Source organism: Microcoleus sp. PH2017_28_MFU_U_A, assembly GCF_020738035.1.
Classification (GTDB): domain Bacteria; phylum Cyanobacteriota; class Cyanobacteriia; order Cyanobacteriales; family Microcoleaceae; genus Microcoleus.
In genome coordinates, this window is sequence record NZ_JAEQCX010000071.1 from 66,212 (window position 1) to 78,632 (window position 12,421).

At 48.0% G+C, this 12,421-nt stretch carries 11 protein-coding genes; 6 read left to right on the forward strand and 5 right to left on the reverse strand.

Translation table 11 applies throughout. The features are described from left to right. Nucleotides 1-665: 665 nt before the first annotated feature. The 3 genes from JGK14_RS17535 to JGK14_RS17545 all read right to left on the reverse strand — a co-directional run bounded on the left by JGK14_RS17535 (nucleotide 666) and on the right by JGK14_RS17545 (nucleotide 2,920). The gene (locus JGK14_RS17535; RefSeq protein ID WP_293183067.1) at nucleotides 666-1,151 is read right to left on the reverse strand and encodes a KH domain-containing protein; all 486 of its coding nucleotides are present in this window, start codon (nucleotides 1,149-1,151) and stop codon (nucleotides 666-668) included. Beyond that, on the reverse strand, nucleotides 1,123-1,407 hold the full coding sequence (gene rpsP / locus JGK14_RS17540; RefSeq protein ID WP_293157400.1) for a 30S ribosomal protein S16: 285 nt from the start codon (nucleotides 1,405-1,407) through the stop codon (nucleotides 1,123-1,125). The genes JGK14_RS17535 and rpsP overlap by 29 nt, the downstream gene beginning before the upstream one ends. Before the next feature lie 175 nt (nucleotides 1,408-1,582). Further along, entirely contained in the window at nucleotides 1,583-2,920 is a 1,338-nt protein-coding gene (locus JGK14_RS17545) for a D-alanyl-D-alanine carboxypeptidase (protein WP_293183069.1), read from the reverse strand. A 474-nt stretch (nucleotides 2,921-3,394) separates the two neighbouring features. On the opposite strand from JGK14_RS17545, the gene plsX reads away from it, so the two are divergent. From plsX to JGK14_RS17575, 6 genes are all read left to right on the forward strand, one after another. Then, nucleotides 3,395-4,447, forward strand: coding sequence for a phosphate acyltransferase PlsX (gene plsX, locus JGK14_RS17550; RefSeq protein ID WP_293241544.1), 1,053 nt, complete (start codon nucleotides 3,395-3,397; stop codon nucleotides 4,445-4,447). Nucleotides 4,448-4,782: 335 nt separating this feature from the next. Next, nucleotides 4,783-5,784, forward strand: coding sequence for a beta-ketoacyl-ACP synthase III (locus JGK14_RS17555; RefSeq protein WP_293157417.1), 1,002 nt, complete (start codon nucleotides 4,783-4,785; stop codon nucleotides 5,782-5,784). Between the two features lie 520 nt (nucleotides 5,785-6,304). Further along, complete coding sequence (gene fabD, locus JGK14_RS17560; protein WP_293192140.1) at nucleotides 6,305-7,186, forward strand: ACP S-malonyltransferase; 882 nt, start codon at nucleotides 6,305-6,307, stop codon at nucleotides 7,184-7,186. Nucleotides 7,187-7,559: 373 nt separating this feature from the next. Beyond that, nucleotides 7,560-8,273 carry a PspA/IM30 family protein gene (locus JGK14_RS17565; RefSeq protein WP_293183075.1) on the forward strand — a complete coding sequence of 238 codons (714 nt, stop codon included), beginning with the start codon at nucleotides 7,560-7,562 and terminating at the stop codon, nucleotides 8,271-8,273. A 10-nt stretch (nucleotides 8,274-8,283) separates the two neighbouring features. Next, entirely contained in the window at nucleotides 8,284-9,228 is a 945-nt protein-coding gene (locus JGK14_RS17570) for a substrate-binding domain-containing protein (RefSeq protein WP_293224105.1), read from the forward strand. A gap of 290 nt (nucleotides 9,229-9,518) precedes the next feature. Next, nucleotides 9,519-10,157, forward strand: a complete 639-nt coding sequence (locus tag JGK14_RS17575) for a lysophospholipid acyltransferase family protein (RefSeq protein ID WP_293183079.1) — start codon at nucleotides 9,519-9,521, stop codon at nucleotides 10,155-10,157. 228 nt (nucleotides 10,158-10,385) lie between these two features. On the opposite strand, the gene JGK14_RS17580 is transcribed toward JGK14_RS17575, so the two are convergent. After that, nucleotides 10,386-10,976: a YdcF family protein gene (locus JGK14_RS17580; protein ID WP_293183081.1), complete on the reverse strand. Its 591-nt coding sequence runs from the start codon at nucleotides 10,974-10,976 to the stop codon at nucleotides 10,386-10,388. A 611-nt stretch (nucleotides 10,977-11,587) separates the two neighbouring features. Further along, the gene (locus JGK14_RS17585) at nucleotides 11,588-12,418 is read right to left on the reverse strand and encodes a GUN4 domain-containing protein (RefSeq protein ID WP_293197007.1); all 831 of its coding nucleotides are present in this window, start codon (nucleotides 12,416-12,418) and stop codon (nucleotides 11,588-11,590) included. Nucleotides 12,419-12,421 lie beyond the last annotated feature (3 nt).

Genomic DNA, 12,421 nt, shown 5'->3' on the forward strand with positions numbered 1-12,421 from the left:
TTCTGTTTAAATCGCAAATAAATTTGGTGCTTGAGGCACAAATCAAATCTCCCTTCTTTGACACTCTCAGGTCTAAAGACACGCTCGATTCTGCGATCGCGAGTAAACTCTCGCTGCGACCGTCAAACGCCGCCTAAACACTCAAAACAACTACCGACATTGCCAATGTTGTAATCGCGTTTACTTTTATTGTTTCAATGCTTTCAGAATCCATCACACTTGCCAAGACGCGGTACGCTCCACAACCTGCCATTATTTGCTCTTTCCTGTCATACTGACATCAGGACTTAAACCTAACCGTTGTTTCATAGGAGCCGGGATTTCTCCGATACTAGGATGCTTCAACACGTAGATGTTTTTTGTTCTTACTCCCAACTCAAATTATATCACATTTTCAAGAACACTCTTGACTGAAGTCCCTCGGGTCGCTTCCCTCTGAGCACGCTTTGTGTCTGAGTTTCCCGCATCCCGTGTTGCTTTGATGAAGTCAGACAACTTTAGATTTTAGATTTTAGATTTACCCGATCCCGCTGAGATTTTAGATTTAAAATTTTACATTTTTGTTTGATCGCAAAACTGGCAATCTCAAATCCAACGGGGTTTGTAACACAAAGTCTACAACAGGCAATCTAAAATCTAAAATTGTCTCTCATTCAGCAGAACAGTTAATAACCGGGAGTATTTCTGCTCGTTCTAAACGTAGGTGTGTTAGTACGGCGAGGTTGTTCTCTCGGGGTTCTGCTAGGTAAGGGAGTCGGCGACGGAGGCCCACTCCGGGGTCGGAAGTCTCCCCCATCGCGCCTAGCGCGATCCGGACGATCGCGATCCGAACGATCGCGATCGCCCCTAGGTGGCCCGGAGTTGCGATCGCCCGCTTCACCATCGTATATATCTAAGTACAGCGACTGACCCGCCGTTTGCGCCACCGCTTCGAGGGTAGTTCTTATTGCCTGAATATTGCGTCCGCCCCTACCGTAAACCCGCCCTTTATCGGGATCTTCAAAAGCGAGCCGAACCCAGACCCGGGATTGGCGCGGGTGCAGTTCGCAATCAACTCGCAAAGACGCGGGCGACTCTAAAAAAGGCCCAATTAAAAACTTAACCAGTCCAGAATAGTTGGGACTAGCTGACTGCTGCTGTGCTGGATTCAACGTTGGCTCCGGCTCCGACTTGTTCAAATACATTCGCTTTTCTCAGGATGTCACGCACGGTGTCAGTTGGCTGAGCGCCTTCTTGCAGGCGCTTGACAATCGCTGGAACATCCAGCCTGGTTTCATTATTTCTGGGGTTGTAGAAGCCGAGTTCTTCTAGGGGACGGCCGTCGCGGCGGGTAGAGCTGTTCATAGCTACAATCCGGTAGCTGGTCTCGCGTTTTTTCCCGTATCTCTTCAATCGCAGTTTGATCATCTTCTTGCAGAATAGTCCTCGATCAATTGTGACATACTCCACGCGCGAAATCTCACATTATGCTGTGGGGAATTGGGCATCGGGCATCGGGCATCGGGCATCGGGCATCGAGCCTAAAAGCATTAATCTGCCAACTGACAACTGTCAACTGTCAACTGTCAACTGTCAACTGACGTTAACCTCCCAGCAAAATATCGCTGCGATTTGCTGCCCCCAAAGCTGGTCTAGCGCCGTCAATGTGCGGTGTAATTGCTAGTGGCAGGGCCGGTGCAGTGCCCCACTGCTGCACCAATTTTTGCAGAAATATATCTTGCTGCGCTCTCAAAGAGTCCCAATCGGTGCCGCGATTAATAATTGCAAACCAAACTAAACCCCGATCGCGCGTGGGTATGGCTCCAGCCAAAGCAATCACCGTATCTAAGGTACCGGTTTTCACCACAGCCGACGGCGGAATGTGTCGGTGTTCCAAAGTTCCTTTATCGCGCCCGGACACCGGAAACAAGTCAGCAATAGTCAGCCCCGTAGTCTGAAGGTTGCGCGCGATCGCCTGCATCATCCCACAAGCCGCCCTCGGAGACATCCGATTTTCCACTCCCAATCCCGAACCGTTAATTAATTGAAGTTCCGCCGCCGGCACCCCCGCCGCCCAAGTCGCTTGCTGCTGGACTATTTTGTGTCCGCCCAAATTGTCTGCCAGTATTTGGGCAATGTCATTGTCGCTGTGGACGTTCATCTGCTTGAGAATTTCGGGTAAAGGGAGCGATCGGCGCTTCAGCAGCAAATGTCCCGAGCTCACAAATTTTTCAGCAATCACCGTGCCGGCGATCGTTACTTGCGGCTTTCTCGTTCCCCGAGCCATCTTAGAATATATTGCCAGCACGTCAGAAGGCCAACTGCGCCCATTGAGAGCCTGCCGCAGACCCTCCCCCGCAGCCAAAGGATCGGACTGGTAATTCATGCGGAAATTGCCTGTCACCACTAAGTTGCCGGCCACGCGATCGATACCCATTTGATTGAGAGCATTACCCACGGCGATCGCCTCTTCCCACACAAACAACGGATCGCCACCACCACTGACAACCAAATCTCCTTGCAACACCCCATTCCTAATCGGCCCGGTTCCCCGGAACCGTGTTTCAAACTGATGCTCGGTGCCCCAAGTTTCCAGCGAAGCCAGAGAAGTGGCAATCTTAGTCAGCGAAGCCCCTGGCATCAGTACCTTTCCCTGCTGACTTACCAGTGGCACCATTCCGGCTTGTACCCAAACTCCCTGATTGCCGTCTATCAGATGTTTTGCCTTCAAATCTTTTAAATATTCCTCCACCGCGACGGATGTCGGCAAGTCTCGATTTGCTGCATCTACTCCTCCAAAAGCCAGCTCTTCGGCCACCACTAACCCGGGTATCCCTCCCCGCCAAGCCAGTAGCGACACAGCGTTGGGCGCGACACTGTGTACCCCAGCCATGTCGAGCCACAGAGACATGATTCCCGAGCTAAATAATAAATCCAGCATTTTTTACACCTATAGTTCAGTCAGTCGATTTTAGATTTTAGATTTTAGATTTACTCCACAGAATCAATCTGGGGGCTTGAACTCGGGTCTAAAATTTTGGGCCCGAGTCACGACGAGTGTCGGAAACTTTTATCCGTTTTTGGGCGGGGTCAGGTAAATTATTCTATTGAGTTTTTCAATTTGCAGTCAAAAATAGTAAAGTAGGCACAAACTCTATCAGAGTAGTCGCAAATGACAATTGTCCGATCGAGCGCGAGCAGATTTTAGTGATTTATTCGCACTTCTGGATTCAGACTCCAGATCCGCAAGAAACGGGTACAACGCCCCGACGCCATTCGTGGATGCTCCCAAAATTTTCGACCCTAGTTTCTGCTGCCAGATTTCAGGCTGTAACTCAATCGAAAATCGAAAATCGAAAATCGAAAATCGGCTGACTTCCTGGTAGAATTTTTAGTGTTTCTCAAACATTGGTCAATGGGATCGACACGCGCAAGAATTGCAATAGACGCTATGGGTGGGGATCACGCCCCCGCCGAAGTTGTAGCTGGAGCGCTTAAGGCACAAGAAGAGTTAGGCGTAGAGATTTTGCTGGTGGGCGACCCGCAGCAAATAGAAGACTCGCTACGTCTTCAAGACGCGATCGGCCGCGTCTCTACAGGTCAGCTAGAAATCGTTCCTTCAGAAGGAACGGTGGAAATGCACGAAGAACCTCTAAGTGCCCTCAAACGCAAGCCCAAAGCTTCGATTAACGTAGCCATGAACTTGGTGAAGCAGCAGCAGGCTGATGCTGTGGTGTCCGCCGGTCACTCCGGTGCGGCAATGGCGGCTGCCCTACTGAGGTTGGGGCGGCTACCTGGAATCGATCGCCCCGCGATCGGTGCGGTTTTGCCGACAATGGTACCGGGTACCTCTGTACTCATTCTCGATGTCGGCGCTAATGTGGACTGCCGCCCAAAATTTTTGGAGCAGTTTGCTCTGATGGGAACTATTTACAGCCAGTGCGTGCTCGGCGTCGCCGAACCAAAAATCGGCCTGCTAAACATTGGCGAAGAACCTTCTAAAGGCAACGACGCTGCGGTACGCACCCATCAGTTATTGGCGGACAATCCGAACATTCCTTTTGTGGGCAATGCCGAAGGCCGCGACGTGCTGTCGGGGAACTTTGACGTGATTGTCTGCGACGGGTTTGTCGGCAACGTGTTGTTGAAGTTTGCCGAAGCGGTGGGCGAAGTCGTAGTCCAGGTGCTCAAGGAAGAGCTGGTCAAAGGGCTCCAACATCAAATTAACGATCCTATGCTGCAAAAAAGCTTGCAAGGATTCAAGCAGCGAGTAGACCACGTTGAACATGGTGGCGGTTTGCTGTTGGGCGTTGCTGGAGTTTGCATTATCAGCCACGGTTCGTCTCAAGCTGCCTCGATTTTTAATGCCATTCGTTTGGCAAAAGGGGCTATTGACAACCAAGTGCTGGAGCGAATTAGATCGTCCAATCGCGAAAGCGCTGTGGAACAAGAAGCTTTGAACAGTTGACAGTTGACAGTTGACAGTTGACAGTTAACAGTTGACAGTTGGCAGTTGACAGTTGACAGTTGGCAGTTGACAGTTGACAGTTGAGTGCAACCTCGACCTGGAAGGAAGAGGATTGGAGTAATGAATAGTCTTCTTTTAATTTCTCCCGGGCTTGGGGCTTTAAACCAATTCTTTCTAGTAAGTAGAAATTAAAAATTAAAAAAGTCAAATTAAAAATGTCAGATTAAACCAACTGTTTTGCTTGAAAAAGGTAATTTCAGCAGTTTAAAAAATAGTTTAAATTTGAAGTTTTTAATTTTTAATTTCTCGACCGAACAGCGAGTAAATGGAGAGGAATGTTGCAGCAATCAGGGTTCGGCATTGCCGTCACGGGTAGCGGGTCTTGTACACCGCAGGTTTCGCTAGATAATAATGGTTTGAGTCAGATAGTAGAAACGTCTGACGAGTGGATTGCGGCGCGAACGGGCATTCGATCGCGCAGGCTGGCGGACGATCGCACTTCTTTGTGCGATTTGGCATCGGAGGCATCCCGCAGGGCGATCGCCATGGCAGAAATTTCGCCGACAGATATCGATTTGATTATTTTGGCCACATCAAGCCCTGACGATTTGTTCGGCACTGCGGGCAAAATTCAATATCAGTTGGGCGCTACAAAAGCTGTGGCTTTCGATTTGACAGCAGCTTGTTCGGGATTTGTGTTTGGTTTAGTTACAGCCTCGCAGTTCATTCGGACAGGCGTTTATCAAAATGTTTTGCTGATCGGAGCAGATATTTTATCTCGCTGGGTGAATTGGTCGGATCGAGGTACTTGCATTTTATTTGGAGACGGTGCAGGTGCGGTGGTATTGCAGGCTTCAGAGGTCGATCGATTTTTGGGATTTGAAATTCGCAGCGACGGCACGCAAAATTCGTCTCTCAATTTAGCCTACAAAGCCGAGTCAAAATCATTAATTGAGGGCGTGAATATCGGACAAGGTGGATTTGAGCCGATCGCCATGAACGGTCAAGAAATCTATCGGTTTGCCGTCAAAAAAGTGCCGGAAGTCATAGAAAAAGCGATGTTTCGGGCAAATATCAGCGCCGAAAAAATTGACTGGCTGCTGTTGCACCAAGCCAATCAACGGATTCTCGATGCAGTTGCCCAAAGGCTCAAGATTCCCCCGGAAAAAGTAATCAGCAATTTAGCAAATTACGGCAATACCTCAGCAGCTTCAATTCCCCTTGCTTTAGACGAATCGGTGCGTCTGGGTAAAGTTAAATCTGGTGAGACTATTGCTGCGGCTGGTTTCGGTGCAGGTTTGAGCTGGGGGGCGGCGATTTTTCAATGGGGAAGGTAATACGATTTTAGATTTTAGATTTTAGATTTTAGATTGGGGAATCACTGATGAACTATGGGTTGGAAGCGCAGGCTAGCAGTTTCATGATTTTAGGGAACTGGTACAATATTTTGCTCTAAACTTGCCCTGCTGACATCGGGCGTGCGACCATTAAAAAAGAAAAATCTTTTAACACGCCATACACAGGTCATAGCATAGGGTAAAGCCTGCACCAAGCCGTGCATCCTTCGACAGGAATTCTGGACAAGAGTGTGCTGCAATTGAAAATCCTCTATTTTTCGATGGACTTTCCCCCCGTCGAAGGTTGAAAATTTTACTACGGCGATCGACCTGAATTAAAGTAGCAAAAAAAATATAAACCTCGAAAAAAGCGCAGTTATTATGTTATAGTTGTGAGTCGCGAGTAGATAGTTCGTGAACCGAAAGATAGCGGATACCAGTCAGCGAACTCAGAAGCGGGAAACAAAGAATTTTTGCAATCACTTTCTTAGCAACCACCAATTAGCAGATTACCGGAAAAATGACTAAAACAGCATGGGTATTTCCCGGACAAGGTTCCCAGGCGATCGGGATGGGTGCAGACTTATTAAACTTGCCAGCAGCCAAAGCTAAATTTGAGCTGGCTAAAGAAATTTTAGGCTGGTCTGTCCCTGAAGTTTGCCAAAAAGAAGAAGCAAAACTATCTCGGACTCTCTACACTCAGCCTTGCTTGTTCGTAGTAGAAAGCATTTTGGCAGACTTAATGCGAGAAAAGAGCGATCGACCCGCAGTAGTTGCCGGTCACAGTTTAGGAGAATATGTTGCCCTGTACGCAGCAGGCGTCTTTGACTTTGAAACGGGATTGCGCTTAGTCAAACGCCGCGCCGAACTGATGGAGACTGCCTCCGGCGGGCAAATGGTGGCGTTGATCGGCTTCGACAGGCAGGAATTAGAACTGCAAATTCAATACAGCCGAGATGTGGTGCTCGCCAACGATAACAGCGAAGCACAAGTAGTGATTTCTGGCACGCCGACAGCAGTAGAAGATTTGCTAGCCAAAATAAAAGTCAAACGCGCGGTTAAATTGAATGTTTCCGGTGCGTTTCACTCTCCCCTGATGGCCGGGGTGGCGGCAGAGTTTCAACTAGCGTTAAAGTCGGCAAGGTTTTCCGATGCTAAAATGCTGGTACTCTCGAACTCAGAACCGACAGCGACTACTAGCGCAGCTACTCTAAAACAGCGGTTGAATTATCAAATGACTAAAGGCGTGCGCTGGCGAGAAATTTCTCTGCAATTGCCACAACAAGGAATCGATCGCGTAGTGGAAATTGGCCCAGGTAAAGTTCTCACAGGTTTGATCAAACGGACTTGTCCCAATTTAGCGCTGGTAAATGTCAGCAGTTTTGCAGATTTGCCCGCTTAATCTATTGTTAACCGATGATTCAGCAGCAGGCTTTCAACAGTTGACAGTTGACAGTTGACAGTTGACAGTTGACAGTTTAAGAGCGACCTCTACCTAGAAGGAAGAGGATTGGAGTAATGAATAGTCTGATTTCGGGGTTCCGGCTTTCAACCAATTCTTTCTGGTAAAATTGAGTTAATCGATCAGAAAATTGCCGAAAAATAAATAGCACAACAGGAAAATTTTACTATGACCTGTTGTGCAAATTGGCGCTCGACAATCCAAACAGCTAAAAATCGCGATTAAAAATAATCTATATATCGATCGCCCTTGAGGTCGATCGGCAAATTCTGATTTAAACTAGGAATAAAAATCAAGCTAATCCGGTACTTATATGAAAAAAGCTATTTACTGGCTGATGGGCGAAAAAGCCGGCAGAACCATAGTAGGCGGGTGGAACTGGCTGTGGGGACTTCCCGTAGAATCCGGTGGTAAAATTTCAGTCGCCGTAGCCGAAGAGTCGCTGCGATCGATGCAAGAGTCCGTCCAAAAGCTCGCAGAAGCAGTTTCTAAACAAGTTGCAGCCTACCAGCGCACCAAAACAAAATATGAAGAAAAAGTTAGAGAGATGCAAACTTTAGAGCGCCAAGCCAAGACAGCCAACCGCAACGGCAACGAAGAAGCAGCCCGCTTAGCCATATCTAAGGTAATTCAGATAGAAAAAATCCTGCCGCAGTACGAAGATGCAGTAAAACAAGCCGAACAGTTTGTGAACGCTTCCAAAGACAAGCTGAATCGAGAGCGCACGAAGCTGGAAGCCTACAAAACCGATATGCAAAACATGAAAGATATGGTCGAGATTAACGAAGCTCTCGGCGCCATATCCAAAGTCAACAACGATCTTAATATTGATTCAGCTCGATCGCAATTTGAACAAGCCAAAAATGCCGTCGAAAAGCATAACCTCGAACAGCAAGCTTTAGCAGAAATATCTGAGAACCCCCAAGAAAGACTTCAGGCAGAATTAGAAAACATGACCGAAGATGATGAAGTCAGTCGCAGGCTGCAAATGTTAGACGATTCCGACGATAAACAACTTCCGAACTAAGGAGAATTTTATGGCTAAGAGCGGGCCTCCCCCCATAGTTTTTATTTTTTTATTCCTGTTCCTCGCAGCCGGTGGCTGGTTTTTTCTGAACAAACCAGCGGCACAGGATGCTAACAATTCCTCCAATCCCCCAACACCCGCAGGCGGTGGCAGTTCCAACCCGCTTCCCGTTGCGCCCGCAGCCGGCTTAGCATCGCCTGTTGCTGCTAGTTCCTTTGCACTACCAGTTGCCGTACCTGCGGGCACGGCGGTGAGAATTGACGGTTCTACCAGCATGGTGACAATCAATCTCAACCTTAAGAATGGCTTTCAAGCCAAGTTTCCCAGCACTACAGTCGATGCCAAAGCAAATGGTTCTGCAAAAGGAATTCAGGATTTGGTGGCGGGAACAGCCGATATTGCTGCGATATCGACCCCTTTGAATGCCCAAGACCAAGCTAGGGGTTTGGCAGTTGTGCCGGTTGCTTTAGATAGAATTGCGATCGTAGTCGGCACTAACAACCCGTTTCAAGGAGGTTTAACTGCTGCTCAAGTTCAAGATATCTTTAAGGGAAATGCTCAAGACTGGTCAAAAGTCGGCGGTTCAGCAGGCCCGATTAAGGTAATTAACAGGCCCGAAATTAGCGGAACTCACCAAACTTTTAAAGAACAAGTGCTCGGAGGCGGTAGTTTTGGTACTGGGCCAAATTTTGCTACGCTCGATCGAGATGCGACAACTCCGCTGCTGCAAGCTTTAGGCAACAACGGCATCGGCTATGCCACTTTCGCTCAAGTTGTCAATCAGAAAACGGTGCGAGTTGTCCCCGTAGACGCTACGACGCCGGAAGCCCCCAATTATCGCTATCAGCGCCAGTTGTACTACGCTTACAAAAATCCCCCCAGTCAAGCGGTTAAGGATTTCTTGGGTTACGCAACTTCCGAGGAAGGAAAAAAAGCGATGCTGGCCGGAAATTAACAGGACTTATAGCATTTTCGATTTTGGATTTTGGATTTTGGATTGGGGGTGATTTACTCGATCGGCGTTTGAAGCTTCCCTACAGTTGCATCATTTTGGGAAAAGGGTATTAGTTAGCCATCAACTCGCGGGTGTGTCCCTGCGGGAATTATCGTCTCTATTTCAAGTTATGCGATCGCGATGCACCCGCGCATCATTACGTCCTGCGTTTTTTTGCAAGTCCTAGTTAATTTTCCAGAGCTGAACTGATAGAGTAATATTCGGTATAATTTTAAATTCAAGGTTTTTCCGTGAGCAAAAGTCGCGAACCAGTCGAAAGTTTACTTCTTTACTATTTATTCAAGTGGTCAATTGTCAGCCCGATGCTGCACCTTTACTTTCGGGGGCGCATCTACGGTGCAGAAAATGTGCCAGCAGAAGGCCCATTTGTGGTAGTCAGCAATCACGCCAGCGATTTCGATCCGCCGATTTTATCTAGTTCCATGAGGCGGCCAGTGGCATTTATGGCAAAGGAAGAGTTATTTAAAGTTCCTATTTTGAAGCAGGCAATTACGCTTTATGGTGCCTATCCAGTCAAGCGGGAAAGTGCCGATCGCAGTGCAATTCGATCGGCTATCCAGTCTTTAGAAAATGGATGGGCTACGGGTGTATTTTTGCAGGGAACTCGGACGCCAGACGGTAGAATTACTGATCCGAAATTGGGGGCTGCGCTGATAGCTGCTAAGGCAAAAGCACCGCTATTACCCGTTAGTTTGTGGGGAACTCATGCGATCGCATCCAAAGGTTCAATAGTGCCGCGTCCGGTGCCGCTGACGGTGCGAATTGGCAAGCTAATTGAGGCGCCCGCTTCGTCGGATCGCGCGGAATTGGAAGCGCTGACTCAAAGATGTGCAACTGAGATTAATGCGATGCACGATTTGGGTCGCTGAACCGGGCGAATAGAATTCGCACGCCAGACAAACAAAACCCACTCCAAGCGGGTTGAAGAACGGGCGGTTAAAGTTACGTTATTTTCTTCATTCGGCGTCCGGCGGAATTCGTTTTTGTAGTTTGACCTCTTACTCTGATGACGGGCGCTTCGCCACATAAGCGCTTCGCGCTGGCTTCGCCTACGAGTAAGAGGTCAAAAGCGGTTTCAACCGCCGTCCTTTCTTTGTCTATTCAATTCTGGCTTGGCTGAAGTTAGCACCCGTATAACCCGTAGTCAGCCACATAATGGCTCTAGCGCCGTCGCGGAGAGCTTTTTGCACGGGTTCGGGGGTTCGCCCAGACGGAACTGCTACAGGCTTAAAACTAATCCCTCGACTGCCGAGCACGATTTCGCCAATAATCTGAGCTCGCCGCATATGATCGTCAGAAGTGATCAGATACACGCTCTCAATCCCTTGAGCTTTCAATTCATCTACCAGGGTGGTAAAATTTGTTACCGTATCCACTGCTCTGTAGTCTAAGTGCAGGCGATCGGACTTAATTCCCGCTTCTGAAAACACCCATTCGGCAAACTCAGGATTGCTCCCAGAAGACACCCAAATCGGCAATTGAGGGTGCGATCGAGCAAATTTGGCGGCAAACACCTCTCGCTCCGTAGCCCCACCTAGAACCAACAAAGCTTGGGGTCTCTGAAATTCGCTCTTAAGCTGCTGATAGCCAAACCAAAACGCCATCAAAAGCCCTAGTAGGAACCAAAAATTGGGTGAATTCCTCAAACGCGGGTAACGCCGCCTGTTTAAATTTATTCTCAACCACATCTAAACCTATAAAAACTTTATTTAGCTGACACAGGAACCATAACAAAAAATACCGCACGTACAACCCACTAACAGGAATTAAAAATTAAAATTTAAACAATGGTCAGAGGATTTTAGATTTTAGATTTTAGATTTTGGATTGAATATACAGGTTAACGCATATGCAAAGCAGAAGGATAAAACTTAGGGTTTACCCTTCTGCTTTTAATTGTTCTTGATTTTTAACGGGACTGGCCGGGTTCGAACCGGCGACCTAGCGCTTCAGATTTGTGTGAGTTTCCCCACTCTCCGGACTATTCCTTCACCGTAGGCTTGCGGCCTTTAGGTGGTGGCCGTATGTTTAGGAGGTTTTATGGTGTTTACTTCCTAAAGCCAGTCTCTGCACCTTCCTTACCTAAACAAAATTTAGATAAAGCTTGGCTCAAGATTACCGTATCTGCTGTCAGACTTAGGCTTCCTTGAGTTTGACCACATTCACTCCCAGAGTTTCCTCGCAGGGTGCCCGATTCTTCAGGAGGCGCTTGCTCTATCCATCTGAGCCACAGCCCCAGTTGCTGAACCGTTTTGATTATAGCAGGTAATGGCGATTTTGAATTTTTTATTTTGGATGATTAGCGATCGCCCGTAGCAACTCTCCCGACAATGCGGGCAAAGTTTTCTGCTGCGGTGAGTTTACCAGCACCGTAACAAGCGCGATGTCTCCAGGCGGTAACGGGGAGGTGTCCGGGGGGAGCATTTTCGCTGAATGAGAGCTCGCTGTAATATTTCCAATTTTCTTTGACTCGCCAGCCGAGTCGATCGCACAATTGGGTATAATTTCCGGCGGTACTTTCCCAAATCTGTTGTTGTACGGTGAATCCAAACCGCCCGCTGCTGTGTTGTTGCCAAAGTTTGTCGATCGTGCGAAGGTCTGTAAGAGGAAACCCGTCAATATCGGCTGCACTCAGCCAGCCTTCGTCTTCCCTGACAGAGATTTGCAGCAAAATTTCCCAAGTATGTTCGTCTGCTTTGCGCCATTTTCCAGTTTCTAACAGCTTTGTCAGTTGTCGGTAATCCATCCCCACTTCAGAGATAGCCGGAGTTTGGTCAGGTAAGGCGCCGATTTTCTCTTCCAGTCGCAGTAAAGTGCTGGTAATGGATTCGGGATTGAGTTGTTCGAGGCGGTACAGAACCCATTCTAACTGAGATTGCAGGTACGCGCGGGCGATCGCACCTTGCTGTAATTCCTCTTGCAACTCGTCAAATCTGGCTGACCAATTTTGTTGATTGCGGGCCGATTCCCACATTTGTTTTGCCCACTGCAATCTAACTTGTTCTTGTTTTAAATAAATTTTGGAAGGTTTAGCACGCTGCGGGTAGGGAGTCAAATTCCAGCCACAAATCGAGCAAAACTCTGCTTTTTTTTCTAGGTACTCAGCACCGCACACTGGACAGTCAGACATAGT